The sequence below is a fragment of the Ruegeria sp. I1 genome, assembly GCF_056532675.1.
In genome coordinates, this window is record NZ_JBQFNM010000009.1 from 133,151 (window position 1) to 150,928 (window position 17,778).

At 56.5% G+C, this 17,778-nt stretch carries 20 protein-coding genes; 8 read left to right on the forward strand and 12 right to left on the reverse strand.

The genetic code is table 11. The annotated features are described in order from the left end of the window. Positions 1 to 59: 59 nt before the first annotated feature. Entirely contained in the window at positions 60 to 515 is a 456-nt protein-coding gene (locus ACR0DH_RS16485; protein ID WP_480550659.1) for a hypothetical protein, read from the reverse strand. 176 nt (positions 516 to 691) lie between these two features. On the opposite strand from ACR0DH_RS16485, the gene ACR0DH_RS16490 reads away from it, so the two are divergent. The 3 genes from ACR0DH_RS16490 (at position 692) to ACR0DH_RS16500 (ending at position 3,331) form a co-directional block, all read left to right on the forward strand. Next, positions 692 to 979 carry a hypothetical protein gene (locus ACR0DH_RS16490; protein WP_353008971.1) on the forward strand — a complete coding sequence of 96 codons (288 nt, stop codon included), beginning with the start codon at positions 692 to 694 and terminating at the stop codon, positions 977 to 979. After that, positions 951 to 1,652, forward strand: a complete 702-nt coding sequence (locus ACR0DH_RS16495; protein WP_480550657.1) for a winged helix-turn-helix domain-containing protein — start codon at positions 951 to 953, stop codon at positions 1,650 to 1,652. Before ACR0DH_RS16490 ends, ACR0DH_RS16495 begins: the two co-directional genes overlap by 29 nt. Before the next feature lie 107 nt (positions 1,653 to 1,759). Next, positions 1,760 to 3,331 (forward strand): DUF427 domain-containing protein, encoded by a 1,572-nt coding sequence (locus ACR0DH_RS16500; RefSeq protein ID WP_480550655.1) that lies wholly within the window; start codon positions 1,760 to 1,762, stop codon positions 3,329 to 3,331. Between the two features lie 113 nt (positions 3,332 to 3,444). Here the strand turns inward: ACR0DH_RS16500 and ACR0DH_RS16505 are convergent, their stop codons facing one another. The 6 genes from ACR0DH_RS16505 to ACR0DH_RS16530 all read right to left on the reverse strand — a co-directional run bounded on the left by ACR0DH_RS16505 (position 3,445) and on the right by ACR0DH_RS16530 (position 7,167). Beyond that, positions 3,445 to 4,239, reverse strand: a complete 795-nt coding sequence (locus tag ACR0DH_RS16505) for a DUF1217 domain-containing protein (protein WP_480550653.1) — start codon at positions 4,237 to 4,239, stop codon at positions 3,445 to 3,447. After that, on the reverse strand, positions 4,236 to 4,637 hold the full coding sequence (gene flbT, locus ACR0DH_RS16510; protein WP_353008964.1) for a flagellar biosynthesis repressor FlbT: 402 nt from the start codon (positions 4,635 to 4,637) through the stop codon (positions 4,236 to 4,238). Before flbT ends, ACR0DH_RS16505 begins: the two co-directional genes overlap by 4 nt. Continuing rightward, positions 4,637 to 5,011 carry a flagellar biosynthesis regulator FlaF gene (gene flaF / locus ACR0DH_RS16515; RefSeq protein ID WP_480550651.1) on the reverse strand — a complete coding sequence of 125 codons (375 nt, stop codon included), beginning with the start codon at positions 5,009 to 5,011 and terminating at the stop codon, positions 4,637 to 4,639. The genes flbT and flaF overlap by 1 nt, the downstream gene beginning before the upstream one ends. 77 nt (positions 5,012 to 5,088) lie before the next feature. Then, positions 5,089 to 6,339: a flagellin N-terminal helical domain-containing protein gene (locus ACR0DH_RS16520; RefSeq protein WP_170533499.1), complete on the reverse strand. Its 1,251-nt coding sequence runs from the start codon at positions 6,337 to 6,339 to the stop codon at positions 5,089 to 5,091. A 209-nt stretch (positions 6,340 to 6,548) separates the two neighbouring features. After that, the gene (locus ACR0DH_RS16525) at positions 6,549 to 6,908 is read right to left on the reverse strand and encodes a flagellar biosynthesis protein FlgN (protein ID WP_353008959.1); all 360 of its coding nucleotides are present in this window, start codon (positions 6,906 to 6,908) and stop codon (positions 6,549 to 6,551) included. Continuing rightward, complete coding sequence (locus tag ACR0DH_RS16530) at positions 6,898 to 7,167, reverse strand: rod-binding protein (RefSeq protein ID WP_480550649.1); 270 nt, start codon at positions 7,165 to 7,167, stop codon at positions 6,898 to 6,900. The genes ACR0DH_RS16525 and ACR0DH_RS16530 overlap by 11 nt, the downstream gene beginning before the upstream one ends. Positions 7,168 to 7,280: 113 nt before the next feature. Here ACR0DH_RS16530 and ACR0DH_RS16535 point away from each other — a divergent pair, with 113 nt between their 5' ends. Genes ACR0DH_RS16535 through ACR0DH_RS16545 form a run of 3 tightly spaced genes read left to right on the forward strand, consistent with a single transcriptional unit; the run spans position 7,281 to position 10,103 of the window. Next, the gene (locus ACR0DH_RS16535; RefSeq protein WP_480550647.1) at positions 7,281 to 8,513 is read left to right on the forward strand and encodes a flagellar hook-length control protein FliK; all 1,233 of its coding nucleotides are present in this window, start codon (positions 7,281 to 7,283) and stop codon (positions 8,511 to 8,513) included. A 2-nt stretch (positions 8,514 to 8,515) separates the two neighbouring features. Continuing rightward, positions 8,516 to 9,178 carry a flagellar hook capping FlgD N-terminal domain-containing protein gene (locus ACR0DH_RS16540; protein WP_480550645.1) on the forward strand — a complete coding sequence of 221 codons (663 nt, stop codon included), beginning with the start codon at positions 8,516 to 8,518 and terminating at the stop codon, positions 9,176 to 9,178. Positions 9,179 to 9,236: 58 nt separating this feature from the next. Further along, complete coding sequence (locus tag ACR0DH_RS16545; protein ID WP_480550643.1) at positions 9,237 to 10,103, forward strand: phosphotransferase; 867 nt, start codon at positions 9,237 to 9,239, stop codon at positions 10,101 to 10,103. A 7-nt stretch (positions 10,104 to 10,110) separates the two neighbouring features. Here ACR0DH_RS16545 and ACR0DH_RS16550 read toward each other — a convergent pair whose 3' ends face one another. The 5 genes from ACR0DH_RS16550 to ACR0DH_RS16570 form a co-directional block, all read right to left on the reverse strand. Further along, positions 10,111 to 11,412, reverse strand: coding sequence for an NAD(P)/FAD-dependent oxidoreductase (locus tag ACR0DH_RS16550; RefSeq protein WP_480550641.1), 1,302 nt, complete (start codon positions 11,410 to 11,412; stop codon positions 10,111 to 10,113). Then, on the reverse strand, positions 11,409 to 12,227 hold the full coding sequence (locus ACR0DH_RS16555) for an ABC transporter permease (protein WP_480550639.1): 819 nt from the start codon (positions 12,225 to 12,227) through the stop codon (positions 11,409 to 11,411). The genes ACR0DH_RS16550 and ACR0DH_RS16555 overlap by 4 nt, the downstream gene beginning before the upstream one ends. Beyond that, positions 12,224 to 13,114 (reverse strand): ABC transporter permease subunit, encoded by an 891-nt coding sequence (locus ACR0DH_RS16560; RefSeq protein WP_480550637.1) that lies wholly within the window; start codon positions 13,112 to 13,114, stop codon positions 12,224 to 12,226. Before ACR0DH_RS16560 ends, ACR0DH_RS16555 begins: the two co-directional genes overlap by 4 nt. Beyond that, a complete protein-coding gene (locus ACR0DH_RS16565) occupies positions 13,114 to 14,241 on the reverse strand; it encodes an ABC transporter ATP-binding protein (protein WP_480550635.1) in 1,128 nt (375 codons plus the stop codon). The genes ACR0DH_RS16560 and ACR0DH_RS16565 overlap by 1 nt, the downstream gene beginning before the upstream one ends. 66 nt (positions 14,242 to 14,307) lie before the next feature. Beyond that, positions 14,308 to 15,393 carry a polyamine ABC transporter substrate-binding protein gene (locus tag ACR0DH_RS16570; protein ID WP_480543178.1) on the reverse strand — a complete coding sequence of 362 codons (1,086 nt, stop codon included), beginning with the start codon at positions 15,391 to 15,393 and terminating at the stop codon, positions 14,308 to 14,310. A gap of 176 nt (positions 15,394 to 15,569) precedes the next feature. Between ACR0DH_RS16570 and ACR0DH_RS16575 the strand changes: the two genes are divergently transcribed. Both ACR0DH_RS16575 and ACR0DH_RS16580 read left to right on the forward strand, forming a co-directional pair. Continuing rightward, the gene (locus tag ACR0DH_RS16575; protein WP_480543180.1) at positions 15,570 to 16,217 is read left to right on the forward strand and encodes a GntR family transcriptional regulator; all 648 of its coding nucleotides are present in this window, start codon (positions 15,570 to 15,572) and stop codon (positions 16,215 to 16,217) included. Between the two features lie 71 nt (positions 16,218 to 16,288). Further along, complete coding sequence (locus tag ACR0DH_RS16580) at positions 16,289 to 17,686, forward strand: aspartate aminotransferase family protein (RefSeq protein WP_480550633.1); 1,398 nt, start codon at positions 16,289 to 16,291, stop codon at positions 17,684 to 17,686. The last annotated feature ends 92 nt before the right edge of the window (positions 17,687 to 17,778 follow it).

Here is a 17,778-nt window from a genome sequence, read left to right on the forward strand (position 1 = left end):
CTCGCGCCGCCCCCTCTCTTGCGCGGTGCTTCTGCGGCACCGCTCCTGCTCGTGACTGATTACTGATAAACCACGCGGTAACCTTGTTGGCGCAGGCATGCGGGCTCGTAGGCCCGTTTGACCTTTTTGCCATTCCAGAAACCGACCTTGCACTCTTGTGGCAGGCTATTGGCGTGTTTGTAGTGCTTGTTGAGGCACCCGGTCCCCAACAGCGGACGGCCCCCATAGGCATTGAAAGTTCGCAAACAGCGTTGCGGCAGATCGTAACGCGCCACCCGTCTGGGCAGTGGTTTCACATGGCGCGGTTTGGGGTCCACATGGGTGTACCGCCGCGAGGCACGTTCACGATCTTTGCGTTTTTCCTTGTTGTAATGATTGACCGCCGCACCAATGATCGCGATTGCGGCCAGCCCGCCCAATATGTCACCCGTGTCCGCCGCGCGCGCTTGCGAGGCGGAAACCCCGGTCACAGCCATGGCAACCCCAACGATCAGAGCAATGAATTTCTTGTGCATCTTGCTTGTCCTTTCGGATGTGGATGCGACCGCATGACGGGCCGCGCATTCGATGCACCCAAACTGGGCCCGCACCTTTCAGACAGGCAATAACAGGCCCTTGCTATCCAATATCAACTTGCGCAAACCCCTTGTGTTATTGAATATCGGGCCAACACATGCGCAGGATGCGGCCTATGAAACAGATCATCTCTTCTTTGGCCCTGGCGTCCCTGATATCGGTGGGCTCAGTCGCGTCCGCAGCGGATTGCTACGCGGACTACAAGGCAAAACAGGACAACCCGTTGCGCCTGCACTACGGTGTGATGCAGGTGACCTCGTGCGACAAAGGTCAGGCGAAGCAAGAGGTCGCCCAGCGCCTGCAAGGCTCTGGCTGGACCTTGCTGAATGTAATGACGGTGTTCGGGCCGGAAGGGTTGGATCAAAGGAAGGCCAATGCCGGAAAATTCTATCTCCGTTTCTGATGCAAGACGGTCTGGCACCCGGCTAGTGGGGCTGGGAATCGCCGCGATCCTGATCATCCTTGTCACCGCTGCCGCCTTTTTGCTGTGGACATTGCCCGACGCCAACGCCTTCAACGCGCGGGTCGAGCGGTTATTCGTTGAAAGCGATCTGACATCGCAAACAGAAATCCGGCTGTTGGAAATTTTGGCCCAATCCGGCACCGCCTTTGCGGATACGCTGTCCAGCTATCGGATGGTGATTTACGTCTTATTGGTCTTTTCCTGCGCGATGCTGATTTCAGCCTTTGTGTTTCTGGTCATGCTGGTGCTGCTGAACCGTCGCATGGCCCAGATCGAACGCACCGGGATACAGGTTACTTCCCTGCTGATCAGCCGCGAGGAAAACACTGTCTACCTCAACAACATGGATTTCAAACTGACCCCCGCGGCAATGGAAACCCTGTCCGTTCTGGCGGAATCCCGTCTGGATGACGAGGTACTATCCGGCGCCCAGATCGAAGGAATGATCTCTGGCCGGGACGCGTCGGATTGCGACGAAGCGGCAGGTGCGACACGGATCAAACGGCTGCGCGATACCTTGGGCAACCAGATGGTCAGCGAGCTGTTGGTAAAAAACATCGCCAAGAAAGGCTATATGCTGTCGATCGAGAAAGATGTCATTCAAATGGTCTGAGATCGTTGGGCGTGTGATCCCACTGTCGGTAAAATCTGCATGTTCCCTCTTGGAATGAACGGCGTAAGGCCCCATTCTTTGTGGACCCATGGCAAGGGAGGTCAATCATGAACGTCCACGCCACACCAAGAACCACGGGCTATGGAATCTCGGTTGAACCGCTAAAGGGCAAGATTGCCATTTATCGGAACCATACTCTGTTGGCCGAAAGTCATAACGCCAAGGTGATGTATGAAACTCGCCTGCCGCCGACCATCTACATCCCCCGCGATGATCTATGCGTCGACCTGAGCGCCGAAACCGAGTTGCAAACCTTCTGTCCGTTCAAGGGCACAGCGACTTACCATGATATCACCGTGCAGGGCGAGTATCTGGCCAATTCCGTCTGGGCCTATGAAGAGGCTTTGCCAGAAAGCATCGCCATTCAGGGCCATATCGGATTTATGCCCGGCGCTTACACCGATATCGACCTGGGTCCGAACCAGCTGCGCGATCCCGATGACGGAAACATCAGCGGCCCGTTGATCGATTGGTTGATGCGCGGTGCCTCGACCGCGACGACTCCCGAGGCCTTTACCGAAGCCCTGGCCGAGAAAATGTTGGAGCACGGGATCGCCATCCAACGCCTCAGCATACTGGCCTGGTCCCTTCACCCGTTGATCGCGGGCAAGCATTTTATCTGGGAAAAGGATCAGGAAGAGATTCTGACCCGCGCGCCGACTTATGAAATCTACGATCATCCGGCCTTTATCAACAGCCCTTTGCGCCACGTTTCCAATGGGCTTGGCGGCGTGCGCCAGCGGTTGAACGACGAAAATCCGCATAACAGCTTTCCGATCATGGAGGATTTGCGCGAGAAGGGCGCAACCGACTACGTAGCGATGCCCCTGCCTTTCTCAGATGGGCGCACGAATGTTCTGACCCTCACCTGCGACCACCCCAACGGCTTTACCACCGAAAACTTGGGGCTGGTGTTTGAATGCTCATCGGTCATCGCGCGCTATTACGAAGTGTTCATGCAGCGCGAAAATGCGCAGGTGCTGTTGGAAACTTATGTCGGCAAACGTTCAGGCGCGCGGGTTCTGGGCGGTGAAATCCGGCGTGGTGACGGCGATGAGATCGACGCCGCGATCATGTTCTGTGACCTGCGCAACTCCACCAGTCTGGAGGAACAGCTGGGGCGTGAAGCCTATATCAATCTCTTGAATGAGTTTTTCGAAACTGTCTCGGAAATCGTTCATGAAAACGGTGGCGAAGTGCTGAAATTCATCGGCGACGCTGTGCTTGCAGTTTTCCCGGCGTTGGATAACCCAGACCTCGCGCGTGAAAGCGCGCAGCGCACGGCGATTGATATCGTCGAACGGTTGGGCGAGTTGCGGCAATCGGGCACCGATATTCACTGCGATTGTTCAATCGGGCTCGCCTATGGGCGCGTGACTTATGGCAATGTCGGATCGCGCGAGAGGCTGGATTTTACAGTCATCGGCCACGCAGCAAATGTGGCAGCACGACTAGGTGAGTTTGGCAAAACGGTCGGCCATCGCATTGTTGTGTCCGAAGATATCGCCCCTGCCTGTGCCCATGCGCAACCCTTGGGTGCAGTTGCCCTGCACAATGTGTCAAAGCCTGTTAACTCTTACGCCCTGCGCACATCCGCGGATGAGATACTGAATTCTTAGCAAGCCCGGCAGCGGTTTCTTCGTCGCCAGAGCGGTTCGCCTATTACCATGGCATTGGCCAATCTTCCGAGTGGAATGCCTGAAAGCTCTGGTGGTTGAGTACCAGGTTCTGCCTATCCCGCCCCAAGCAAGATAAGCGCGGTCTGTGCTGGCGAGGTAGTGTTCTGCAACTGTGCGATCTGACTGCGCGCCAGATAGGTGTCGGTCAATCTCGTAACCGCGTCTTCTTCGGTGAATTGCGCCAGATCATCAGACCCGGTCAACCGAAGCAGCCTGTCCTTGAATTCGACCAACTGCTTATCGATATCCAACTGCCCAAAAGATGAGGGCAACCCCAGCGCCGTTTCCATCATGCTGCGCAGCGGAGGCAAACCCATCAGATCGAACCATTTGGTGTCGGTACTGACATTTTTTTGCGCCAACTCGGTCAGCGCATGTTGTGCATAGAGGGCGATCCGCATGGTCTCATCCGATTCACCAACCGAAATCTCGAACCTGGCCGTCATGTTGTCCTGAGCAACTTGTTCCATCAAAGATGCAAAGCCGGTTCGCCGTACTTGACCTGGCCCGAACCCAAACGCGTCCGAGAATTCCCGGTACCGTTTGTCGGCCAACCGATTGGCCAGAGCGTCATCTGCGCTGGTCCCGTCTTCCAGAATCTTACGAATGAAAAACCGATTGTCGAGATCCCCTTCCAGACCAAAGGCTCCCAGCGCGACCTGCAGCAGACGCCGGTCTGAGACCAGCTGCTCGGCCGTTTCAATCTTGCCGATGTTTTCCAGGAAGTAGCGGTTCTCGCGCTCGTTGATGTTCGAGCTCGAAAAAGCCTGAAACTGCGACTCATAAGTTCGCTGGAGGAAACGCCATCCGACCAATCCACCCGTTGGTATGACGGGTCGGAATGTCATTGCTGATAGGCCATCAAACGCTCTTCCCGCGGCAAGAGTGAGCGAAGGGATTTGAGGCATTTGTAGTATTGCTCGCCTACCAATGCATCCGTGGCCTCGCCCAGCACACGGCGGCTGTCGGAGTCAGTAAAAACCTGGCTCAATTCCTCGACCCGGCGCAGCAATTGCTGACGCGCTTCAACAGGGTCCATATCACCTGACAGAACAAGTTGTGCGGCATAACACACGCGCCGGACAGGGGTGTTAACCTCATCGGGGTGTATCGCGTCTCGCAGCCGCAGAACATTGGCCTGAGGCGTCATGATCGAGAACCGGCTGCGACGGTCCCCATTTTCGATCACAACTCCGTTGATCAGAACCCTCTCTTTCGGGGCGAGTTTCAGAACAAGGCCCCCCATTATGCCGCCCCACCCTGTCGCAGGCCGCGCAAGACCGCCGTATTGATCTCCAACAATGGTTCCACGGTGGCGTTGTTGCCAAGGACCTGACTGCTATGGTGTTCCGTGAATTCTGCCAGATAAAATATCCGCGCGCGCAATTCATTGGGCAAGGCGTTGTCGGAATCTGAAACGCCCGTCGCCAGAACCGTCCACAAGCGACGGTTTTCATGTACGGCCTGCACAAACGCGGCGAAATCTGTTGTCTTTCTGGCTGCAGCCGCTTTCAGGCGGCGTGTGATTTTCGAGATCGCCTCGAATTCAGTGTCTCGTGGTGTACGAATAGGAGCGGCAGTTTGCGCATAAGCGTTGTGAGCAAGCATTTGCGGGGTCACTTGAAATCCTTCCAATTGGCCGTCTTCAGGCGGTCAGAACCGGGGCGCGAAAACCGCGCCCCGGCCAAGCTCCGGGATTAGCGGAACAGCGACAGGATCGACTGCGGTGCCTGGTTGGCAATCGACAGCGACTGGGTCGCCAACTGCTGCTGGACCTGCAGCGCCTGCAGACGGGCCGAGGTTTCCTCCATATCCGCATCAACCATCGCGCCGATGCCGGATTTGAAGGAATCCGTCAGTTTGGACACGAAATCCTGCTGGGTCTCGATCCGACCCTGGGCCGAACCAAAAGCAGCTGCTGCGTCAATCGACGTGTCGATCAGCGATTCAATCGTGCCAAGTGCAGCAGCGGCACCTGCATCGGTGGATACGTCAATCGAGCTAAGCGCACCCAGACCACCCGAACCGGCATTTGAGAACTGAGCAGATACCGAAATATCCTGATCCGCGTCAGCCCCGGCAGCCGCCGTACCTGTTGCGAAGGACAGTGTATTCGGAGCGCCCGACGAGTCGTAGTCAACCGCCAATCCAGTGATGCCAAGCGCATCAATCTCGTTCTTCAGGCCAACCGCCACCAATGCGTCGGTATAGTTCTCGTCATATGTTCCAGAAGGATCAAGATCGCTGTCCTGGATGGTGTAAGACACTTCTTGATCGCCGACCCGAATCGAGACCCGGTCGCCAACTTCGAAGTTGTCAGTGGAACTGTCGATCAAGATATCGCCGGTGCCGGCTGTGCGGTCCATGGTGAACCCAGCCACATCGTTATCGGTGGTCGCACCATCCGAACCTGCAAGCACGCCTTTGGCGGTATAACCACCGATGGACAGATCCTGGCTTGCGACCGAGATAGACGCCGAGTTGACTGCACCAGTGCCATCACGGTCCAGCGAAGACAGGATCGAAACCGTACCCGCAGAACCATCCACAAGGTTCAAACCATTGAACTGTGCAGCACCAACAACCGATGCAATCTGATCCCGCAACGCTGTCACGTCATCATTGATCTTGGCCCGATCAACGTTACCTTCCTGCGCGGCGACGATCTTGCCTTTCATCTGGGTCAGAAGATCGGTCACAGTTTCAGATGCGTTCCGCGCAACCGCCACAGTCGACTCACCCAAAGCAAGGCTGTCTTTAATCGCGTTGAAGCCTTTGACATCCGATTCCATCACTTTCGAAATCGCCCAGACCGCCGAGTTATCCTTGGCAGTTGCGACGTCCTTACCTGTTGAAATAGCGTTCTGCGTCATCGCCAGGTTTTTGTTGACCGACTTCAGGGTCTGCAGCGCAACCATTGCGCCATTGTTTGTCAGAATGCTGGACATTGCTGTCATCCTTTCACTTCGGGCGATTTGCGCCCATGTTCACCCCGCAGAGAACTGCAGGCTTGGCTGTCTTTCTGACCTGTGCGATGCGCCCTGTGGCCATTCGCGCCACCTGCTGATTTCAGGTGCAGGGATACTTTTGGCGCTGATCCCCTAACGGAGTGCTAAGATGTCCGATCCCGAAACTTCAGATTTGAATCAACGCGGCACTAAGCCCGTTTTTCGAGCTTTGCGTGGCTGCGAACTGCAAAGCCGCTGCGTTGCCCGTCGGCCCCATAGGTGCTGAACTCCTGCCGTACACGGCGCAGTTCGGCCATGCGGGCGGCAACGGCGCGGATGCCATCTGCTGCGCTGTTTAACAAAGCCTGGTTGCGCTCGACCTTCTGCTGAACCCGAATCAGATCGGCACTGTCGCGCACTTGCAGATCATTGATCGCGCCGATCAGTTTCTCTTTTTCCGGCACCATATGCGTCAGGCGGTCCAGATCGCCATCCACCAGCGCAGTGCGTTCAAGATCCAGAATCTCTTCCAAAGATTTAATGAGCGTCATGCTTGGTTCAGCCGTCATTGAATTTCTCCATCATTGAATTGAACAGAATTTCGGACAGACCGACACCGCCCGACTGGGCCAATTGCTGGGCCTGATGCTGGACAAGGAAAGATGAAAACTGATCCTCACCTGCACCCCCACCGAAGGAATCGCGCGATTCACCCAGCCCTGCGGATTTCAGCATCTCAGCCAGAAATGTCGCCTCAAGCTCGACCGCTGTGGCCTGCAGCTTATCTGCGTTGGTTTGAACCGGTTGGGGCAGCGCCGTGACCTTCATCGCTTTCTCCGAAATTTACATCGAACTTTCTCGATCAAAGGTGAAAGCAGTTAAAATAAACGTAACTTCCTGCGGGCAGATTTCTGATCAGACATGACGGAGCCCGGAGCAAAATGCCCAACCCGCTTACACTGATGACAGCTGCCACAACCTCGACCGTCAGACCCGAGGCGGGCGCAGAGAAAGCGCGCCATAACAAAGCCGGGAGCCAGTTTCAGGATATTCTTGATGAACAGGACGCGCCACCTGAGCTGGAAATCTCGTCCGAAGATCTGCCAGAGGATCAAGATGCTCCGGTGGCGGCCGAAACCGATATCCGCCCGGTCAAAGGTGATTCTTTGGACCCGGATGTTGTCGCATCTGACCCGACCCCGCGTCTCGAAACTCAAAACATTGTTGAGGTTGGGAAAACGGAACTCGCAATCGCCGCGACACAAACACAGCCGGGGAATGAGGCTATCTGGCAGCCGCTGCAGGGACGTGGCGGGGTGGATACTCCGCCAGAATCGGCACATAGCGTGATGCCCAAATCGAGGATCGGGCCTGCAGACCCAGCGCAGCAAGTTCACCCAAAGCCACAAGGGGAAACCCTCGTGGCTCAAAAGGATGTGGCCAATCGTCCCGACACCAGTGTGATCGCAGTACACACCGCTACAACGCAAGCAAAAGACAGGTCCGTCCAGATCGATGCGGTGCCTGCTGACAAAGCCCCGGATACGAATCCCACCGCCACGCAACAGCAGAAGCCAGCACAAACTGTGCCCCCCGGGGCAGTCGGCATCAGCGTCGCGCAATTGCAATTGAGCGCCACTGCCCGGCAGCGAGACGCAGAACAGGCTCTAAAAGTCGATACCGGCGAACCTACTGCTGCCTTGGGTGATGAGCCTGTGTTGCAATCAGCCCGCGATTCGGCAGCACCGCTCAGCGCATCTGCACAGGCGGCGCGGGCCGAGGTTGCGCGGGCAATCGCGGGCCAAATCGCCGCGGCCATACAGGCGCGGCCTGGTTCGGGCGCAATCGAGATTGCCCTGAACCCCGAAGAATTGGGGCGCGTTTCCATTGTTCTGAATGGTCGCGAGGACGGGTTTCACCTGACAATTGCGGCTGAACGGCCCGAGACACTGGACCTGATGCGCCGCCATATCGCTGTACTATCCGAGGAGTTTCAGAAATTGGGTTATGGCGACCTGTCATTTGATCTCGGGAATTCCTCGGATTCGCAGCAAAATCCGCTCGATCACCAACAGGCTAACAGCTTCGACCCGACGCCCCAGGACCATGGTGCGCAGGCTGCACCGTTTCCAAAGAACACCGCCCCGGGCCGGGGCATAGATATGAGGCTTTGAACATGATCAATCCAACACAGGCCGCTCAGACACCGGTTCAGTCGCAAGCAACCTCAGGGTCAAAGATCAGTGCGATCGCCTCAGATTTTGAAACCTTCCTGTTGATGATGACAACACAAGCCCAGAATCAGGATCCGCTGGACCCGATGGATTCAGCCGAATACGCCTCGCAACTTGCGCAGTTTTCGATGGTGGAACAGCAAGTTCAGACCAATGATTTGCTGGCGTCCCTCACCTCCAGCATGGGCAGCCTGAACCTGGGCGAACTGGCGAATTGGGTCGGCATGGATGTCCGGTCAACATCCGGGTTCAGCTTCGATAGCCAACCGGTGACGCTGTTTGCGGCTCCGCATGAAGCTGCGGATCAAGCTACGCTGACCGTGCGGGACGCTGATGGAGAAGTGGTTTCCATCTCGGATGTCCCGCTTGATCAGACCGAATTTACCTGGGCCGGCACCGATTCTGATGGCAACCCGCTGCCGCCGGGGAACTACACCGCAACCCTTAGCAGCTATCAAGATGGAGAGCGCTTGTCTGAAACACCTGTCGCCTCATACGGCCGGGTTGTTGAAGCGCAGATTGGCACGGATTCGATCTTGCTGACCCTCGAAGGCGGGCAGATTGTTCCCACACATCAGGTGAGCGGGGTTCGATCAGGCGCTTGATCTGATCAGACACGCAGGCCAAACCTAGGCGGATCGCGATTCGCCCCTAGAACTGGTTTTGACCCTGCCAAACTTTTCCTCACCACCGCCTGATCTTGTTCAACAGCTTTCCGACCAAAAGCTGGTGCAAAACGATGCGCGTTTCGAAACCCTTTACGGCGGGCGGACCAATCAGGTCTGGAAGGTTCTGGGCGGAGACAGCGACCGCGTTCTGAAACTCTATCGTACGTCGTTGCAAAACCCGCTGTTTCGCAACGACGCCGCGCTAGAGGCACGATGCCTTACCGCATTGGAACCTACGGGGTTTGTGCCACGTCTATGCGCTGCCGGTGGCTATCATGCAGATCATTGGGTTCTGTACGATCATGCGCCCGGCACCCCTTGGGACGATGATCCCGCGCCCGTTGCATTGTTGCTCCGGCAATTGCATCAGTCAGCGGTCAGAGTAGCAGCGCCAACAGGCTGTAACGGGAGTGCCGATCTTGCGCGACATGGTCAAGACATCCTGGACCTTTGTGCCCCCGAAACCCGAAACAAACTGCTGAGCCTGAGGCCAGATCACGCAGTCGCACCAACAGCAAACCTATGCTTGATTCACGGCGACCCGGTGCCCGGCAATATTCTGGTCGCTGCATCCGGGCTGACGCTGATTGACTGGCAATGCCCGGCATTGGGCGACCCATGTGAAGACCTGGCAATGTTCCTGTCCCCGGCGATGCAACTGCTCTATCGGGGTGGACCTTTGGACGGAGATCAGGAAAACCGCTTTTTAAGCGCTTACGGAGACCCCGACATCCTGTCTCGATACGAACAGCTTCGACCTTGGTTCGCCTGGCGCATGGCCGCCTATTGCCTGTGGCGAATGGAAAATGGTGCCCCGGATTATGAACGTGGGTTCCGGCTTGAAGTTGAGGCGTTGCGTTAGCTGCACATCACCAATCAGCAACCGCCATAGCCGCATAGGCGGGCGGCAATAGAGCGCGCCGCATGCGCCCTAACGGGAACCGAGCGGGAGTATGCGTTATCGGCTGTGGCAGACCCGTCGCCTGCCCCAAAGCCAATCGCGCCAACGCACGGCCACAATAGCTGCCCATCGCAACACCGTTGCCATGAAACGCAAACCCCGCGAACATTCCGGGATATCCCGGAATGGTACCTGCATAGGGCAACAGCGAACGGGAAAGGCACACCATACCCGACCAGATATGGGTGATCTCAACCTCGGACCATGCCGGGAACATCCGTCTGAAATCCCGCTGCACCAAGTCCCTGATCGCCTTCTCGGACGCCTTGGAAGATCGCAACCCCCCTCTCATTCCGAACAGAAACCGCCCGTCCGGCATGAGACGGAAGTAGTGCAGAAGATGCCGCGTATCGTAACACATCTGGTCCGAGGTCCAGCCCTGCGCGGCCTTTTCGGCCTCGGTGAGGGGCCGTGTGACCAGAACCGTCGATTGCGCAGGCATATATCGGCCTGACATCCAATCGGGAACATCCTCGCTGGAATACCCGTTTGTGCAGATCAGCACCTGATCGGCCTGCACGCGCCCCTTGGGCAGCTCAAGTTCAAAACCGGATGAGGTTTTTTCGACCTTCCGCACGGGGCTGGTCTGATAAAACACCGCCCCCAATTCGGCTGCGGATTGAGCGAGCCCAAATAGGTATTTCCGAGGATTCAGACCAAACCCGACCGGAGTCGTGTATCCGCCAAGAAACGGGCCATTCAGGCCCAACCCCGGCAAATCCTTTTGCTCGTGCAAGGTGCCGTTTTGGTCTGCGGAACGGCGCAGTTTCGTCATCGCACGCGACGAATGCGCCAGCTGGGTCTCACCAACTGAATGCGTATCAGCCGAGATCTGATATTTCTCAAGCAAGGCAGCTACCAACGCGACGGCATCGTATTCTGCTTGTTCATAAGCGGCGGCACTGTCCTGCCCAAAGCGGCGCTCTAAGGCCCTGTGGCTCAGTTTTGATCCGCCCAGGCAACAGAAACCGCCATTGCGCCCCGATGCGCCCCAACCTGGGGTTTCCGCTTCAAGCACGGCGACCGAAGCTCCCGCTTTGGCAAGGTGCAACGCGGCAGATGTTCCAGTGAAACCACCGCCGATGATGGCGACGTCTACTCTCTGATCACCGTTCAGTTCCGGCCACTCAGGGTTGGGGCAGGTCTCATCCCACCAACAGCCCTCACGCGGGCCGGGGCCGTAGGTGTAGGCGGGATAGATGCGTTTCATTCGGCGCGGGCAGCGGCCATTTCATCCTGCCGCTGTCGCATCATCGCTCGTTTGGTGACCAGCGATGCGGTGATCACCCCCACCGTGACCACCGCAATCATGATAGTTGAAAGCGCATTGATTTCGGGGCTGACCCCAAGCCGGACAGCTGAGAATATCTTAATCGGCAAGGTGGTCGCCGATGGGCCAGATGTGAAGGACGCAATCACCAGATCGTCCAGCGACAGGGTAAAGGCCAGCAACCAGCCCGAGATCACGGCTGGAGCGATGATCGGCAAGGTCACAAGGCGAAACGCCTGCGCAGGGGAACAGCCCAAATCCAATGCGGCCTCTTCCAAAGACTGATCAAATGTCACAAGGCGCGACGAGACGACAACCGACACAAAGCACATTGAGAATGTCGTGTGCGCCAGCACGATGGTCAGAATACCCCGGTCCAAACCGATCCCGATGAACAGCAAGAGCAGTGAGAGGCCAGTAATCACCTCGGGCATCACCAGCGGTGCATAGATCATGCCCGAAAACAGGGTTCGCCCAAAGAAGCGGCCTCCACGCACCAGCACGTAGGCCGCAGCGGTGCCAAGTATTGTCGCCAATGTCGACGAAAACACCGCAACCCGGACAGTAACCCAGGCAGCGTCCAGAAACGCCTCGTTCTGGACCAGTTCGCCGTACCATTTGGTCGAGAAACCCGCCCAGACGGTGACCAGCTTGCTTTCGTTGAAGCTGAAGATGATCAGGATGATCATCGGGATATACAGGAACGCAAACCCCATCGTCAGCGAAACGGCATTGAACCAGCTTAGCTTGCTCATTGCTCGGCCTCCGTCTGTTTTTGCTGGTTGCGCTGGAACAGCACAATCGGGATCACAAGGATCAACAGCAAGACTACGGCCACAGCGCTGGCCACGGGCCAGTCACGGTTTGAGAAGAACTCCTCCCACAGAACCTTGCCGATCATCAGCGTACCCGATCCACCAAGGAGTGACGGGATCACGAACTCACCAATCACCGGAATCATCACAAGGAAACAACCGGCGATGATACCGGGGCGCGATAAGGGAATTGTGACCAGCCAGAAGGCTTGTAGTCGAGAACATCCAAGATCTTCGGCAGCCTCAATCAGGGATTCGTCCATTCGCTCCAGCGCCGAGTAAATCGGCAGGATCATGAAAGGCAGATAGGTGTAGACGATGCCAATATAGACCGCCGTATTGGTGTTCAGAATGGTCAGCGGCGTTGAAATGATACCCGTCCAGAGTAGAAGCTGGTTCAGATAGCCCTCGTTCGACAGGATGCCCATCCACGCATAAACGCGGATCAGGAACGAGGTCCAGAAGGGCAGAATCACCAGCATCATCAATGTTGGCCGCCATTCTTCGGGCGCGCGGGCCATACCATAGGCGATTGGATAGCCCACAATCAGCGTTAGAATGGTCGAGATCAGTGCGATTTTGACGCTGGACAGGTACGCTTTCCAATACAGGTCATCCTCGGTCAGCCAGATAAAGTTCTCGAAATCCAACTGGCTGAAGAAATCTCGGATGCCAGCCCACCCCTGTGACAGGTCCAGCGTCGGCGTATAGGGCGGGATCGCAAGTTCAGTGTCGGACAGCGATATCTTCAACACAATGAAGAACGGCACCATGAACAGCGCCAGCAGCCAGACATAGGGAACTGCGATCAGCAGGGCGCGACGCATCAGTTCGCCAGCAAAACCGCAGCCGTTGCTGTCCAAGACAGCCAGACCGGGTCTTCCCAAGTAAAGGATCGGCGCGAGATACGGCGCGTGTTGGCAGATTGCGCCTTGATGATCGTGCCGTTTGACAGTTCCACGTGATAGGTCGAGAGGTTACCAAGATAGGCAATGTCCAGCACTTTGCCCTGCACAGCGTTGATCGCCTCAGCCGGGCGATCGGTGGAGATTGTTACCTTCTCGGGCCGGATGGCCAGATGGCAGGATTGACCATTCGAAAGCTCAGTGCCCGATGTCGCAGTCAGGGGTGCCTGTCCTTCGGCCCAATCGATCTGATAAGTCTCATCCCCTGTCGATGTTGCACGACCTTCGATGATGTTCACATCTCCGATGAAGTCGGCCACGTAGACCGAGTTTGGATTTTCATAGATACGATCCGGCGTGGCAACCTGCATCAGTTTGCCCTGATCCATCACAGCTACACGGCTGGCAACGGTCATCGCCTCTTCCTGATCGTGGGTGACGATCACAAAGGTGGTGCCGGTTTTTTCTTGAATATCCATCAGTTCGAACTGCGTGTCCTGTCGCAGTTTCTTGTCCAGCGCGCCAAGGGGCTCGTCCAGCAGCAACAGCTTCGGAGCCTTCGCCAGCGACCGTGCCAATGCGACCCGCTGCCTTTGCCCACCCGAAATCTGGTGCGGCTTGCGGCGGGCGAATTGTTCCAGCCGTGTCAGGCGCAGCATCTCCTCGACCCGATCCTCAAGATCATGCTTGGGCATGTTGTCCCGGCGCAAACCAAAGGCGATGTTGTCCCAAATGCTGAGATGCGGGAACAGCGCGTATGATTGGAACATCATGTTCACCGCCCGCTTATTCGGCGGGATCGGATCAATGTCCTGCCCGCCCAGCATGATATGCCCCTCAGTCGGGGTCTCAAATCCGGCCAGCATCCGCATCATCGTGGTCTTGCCGCAGCCCGAGGGACCGAGCAGGGCAAAGAATTCACGTTCGAAAATGTCCAGCGACAGGTTGTCGATGGCGGTGAAGCCCCCGAACCGTTTGGTGACATTCTGGAACTGGATCAGTGGTTTCGCCTGTAGATCATCCCACGGCGCAAAGACATCAGCGTTCAAACCGGCCCCCGTATTTCTGTACGGTAAAGAAAAACGCGGGGCGTTGTTTCGCCCCGCGCTGCAAGATCAGGTGCCTGACTTGATCTTGGTCCACAAACGGGTCACGACCCGCTGTGTTTTCGACGGATAGGGCGTCGTGATATAGAGGTTCTGCATCGTCGCATCATCCGGATAGATCGCCGGATCGCCGATCACGTCTTCCTCCAGAAACTCCTGTGAAGCCTTGTTGCCGTTTGCGTAGTACACATAGTTCGACGCAGCAGCCATGTTGTTGGCGTCCAAGATGAAGTCCAGGAACTTGTGTGCGCCTTCAGGATTGGGCGCATCCGCAGGAATGGCCATCTGGTCGAACCACATCAGCGACCCTTCAGCGAAGGGATGGTATTCAATCTCGACACCATTGTCGGCCTCGGCCGCACGGTCCCGCGCTTGAAGGATGTCACCCGACCAGCCGACGGCCACACAGATATCGCCATTGGCCAGCGCATTGATGTATTCCGAGCTGTGGAATTTCTGAATGTATGGGCGCACCGCCGTCAGTACTTCTTCTGTCTTGGCGATGACATCCGGATCATGGCTGTCAGGGTCCTCACCCAGATACTGCAGGGTCATCGGTATCATCTCGGCAGGCGCATCCAGGAAATGCACACCGCAAGAGGCCAGCTTCTCCATATTTTCGGGTTTCAGAACCAGGTCCATGCTGTTCAGGGCCACGTCGTCGCCCAAAGCTTCTTTGACCTTGCCAACATTCACACCGATGCCGGTCGTCCCCCACATGTAGTTGATGGAATAGGCGTTGTTCGGATCATAGCCTGCAGTGCGATCCTGGATCACGTCCCAAAGGTTGCCGGAATTGGCCAGTTTGGCAGCATCCAGTTCCTGAAATGCTCCAGCCTGAATCTGACGCTGCAAGAACGTGCCCGACGGCACCACCACGTCATAGCCTGAACCACCGGCCAGCATCTTGGTTTCCAGAACCTCGTTACTATCGAAGACGTCATAGATCAGCGTCAGGCCGGTCTCTTCTTCGAACTTCGCCAGCAGGTCCTCGTCAATATAGTCGGACCAGTTGTAAACACGCACCTCTTCGGCAAAGGCTGCCGAAGTCCCCAATGCGATGACCGCTGTCAGCGTCAGCGTTTTGATTGTCATTTTTTTCTCCCTGCAAATGTCCGGGTATTTTCCCGGTTTTTCAGATTTGATCAAGTTTTGCGTTTTTCGATGGTACCGACTATGGTTTCACGAAGGGTCTTACCCCGCAAGAGACTGGTATCGAAACTGGAACCAGCCCATTGGATTTGATCAAAAATAAGGCAAATGCAGTACAGATGAGCGACACAAAAAGCCCCGTGCATGAACAGGTCTACCACACCCTCAAATCGCAAATCCTGTTTGGCGATTTGGTTCCGGGGCAACCGGTCACAATTCAGGGTCTGGCCGATGCATTGGGTGTTGGAATGACACCAGTGCGCGAAGCGATTCGGAGGCTGATATCTGATGGGGCATTGGTGTTTCAGGGCAATCGACGTGTCAGTGTTCCACTGATTTCTGATTCGGATATTGACCAAATGAAATTTGCCAGAAGTTCAATAGAATCAGAACTTTCAAGACGCGCGACTCCCAATCTAAGCCCTGCTGATATTGATGAGCTGGAGCGGATCGACCAGCGTCTCGACAGTATGATCGAAGACGGCGACATCAACGGTTATCTTCGCTTGAACCATGCTTTTCACAAAGCGCTTTACGCCCATGCCCAAGCCCCGATTCTGCGTGACCTGGCCGAGCGGCTATGGCTCAGATTCGGCCCATCGCTACGGGTTGTCAGCGGGCGATTCGGAACGCAAAGCATGCCTGACCGGCACAAAGACATCATCGCAGCGCTTCGCGAAGGAGATGCCAACAAAGCCGCTCTGGCCACTGCACAGGATGTTGAGCAAGGGATGGAGCTGATGATCGGCGCTCTGGCTCCAGCCTGAATCACGCGATTCGATTGACAGTAAAAAATTTGATCATATTGTGACCAGAAACTGCTTGAGGAGGTTTCAGGATGTCCACCATCACCAACCACATGCCCACCGCTGAGTTACAGGCCCTGGATGCGGCCCATCACCTTCACCCGTTCTCGGCCAATGGTGCATTGGGAAAGGAAGGCGCGCGTGTCATCACCCGCGCCAAAGGGGTCTACCTGACTGATAGTGAGGGAGAAGAAATCCTCGACGCGATGGCCGGTCTGTGGTGCGTGAACATCGGTTATGGGCGCGACGAACTGGCCGACGTCGCCGCGCGTCAGATGCGCGAGCTTCCCTATTACAACACGTTTTTTAAAACGACCCACGTGCCCGCCATTGCCTTGGCGGCCAAGATTGCCGAACTGGCACCGGGTGATTTGAACCACGTCTTCTTTGCGGCCGGTGGTTCTGAGGCAAATGACACCAACATTCGTCTGGTGCGTACCTATTGGGCCGAAAAAGGCCAGCCCGACAAGAACATCATTATCAGCCGCCATAACGCTTACCATGGCTCGTCGGTGGGCTCTGCCTCGCTGGGCGGTATGGCCGGAATGCACGCACAGGGTGGCATTCCGATCCCGAATATCCACCACATCAACCAGCCGAACTGGTGGGCCGAAGGCGGCGACATGACGCCCGAAGACTTTGGCCTGGCCCGCGCGCGTGAGTTGGAAGAGACCATTCTGGAGCTGGGTGAAAACCGCGTCGCCGCCTTTATCGCAGAACCCGTTCAGGGCGCTGGCGGGGTCATTGTCGCGCCAGATACCTATTGGCCCGAAGTTCAGCGTATTTGTGACAAATACGATATCCTGTTGATCGCTGATGAAGTGATCTGTGGATTTGGTCGTACCGGCAACTGGTTCGGATCGCAAACCGTCGGGATCAAGCCCCATATCATGACCATCGCCAAGGGCCTCAGCTCGGGCTATGCGCCCATCGGCGGGTCCATCGTCAATGACGAAATCGCCGATGTGATCGGGGGAACCGAGTTCAACCACGGCTATACCTATTCCGGGCACCCGGTTGCGGCAGCCGTGGCGCTGGAGAACCTACGCATCCTCGAAGAGGAAAAGATCGTCGAGCACGTCCGCGACGTCGCCGCTCCTTATCTGAAGAAAAAATGGGAGGCTCTAGCTGATCATCCGCTGGTGGGTGAGGCTAAGATTGTCGGCATGATGGCCTCGATCGCACTTACGCCCGACAAGGCAAACCGCGCCAAATTCGCCTCGGCCCCCGGAACCGTGGGGTATATCTGCCGCGACCGTTGCTTTGCCAACAACCTGATCATGCGCCATGTTGGCGACCGGATGATCATCTCTCCCCCGCTGATCCTGACTCCGGCGGATATCGACGAGATGTTCATACGCATCCACAAATCGCTGGATGAGGCACAGGCTGAGATTCATGCGCAAGGGCTAATGAAGGCGGCGTCTTAGTCGGCTTTTCTTGGGTTGTAGTAAAGGCGGCTTTGACAGCCGCCTTTTTCTTGGGGATTTGGCCCCATGACAGGGTAAGCTACGAACCCAAA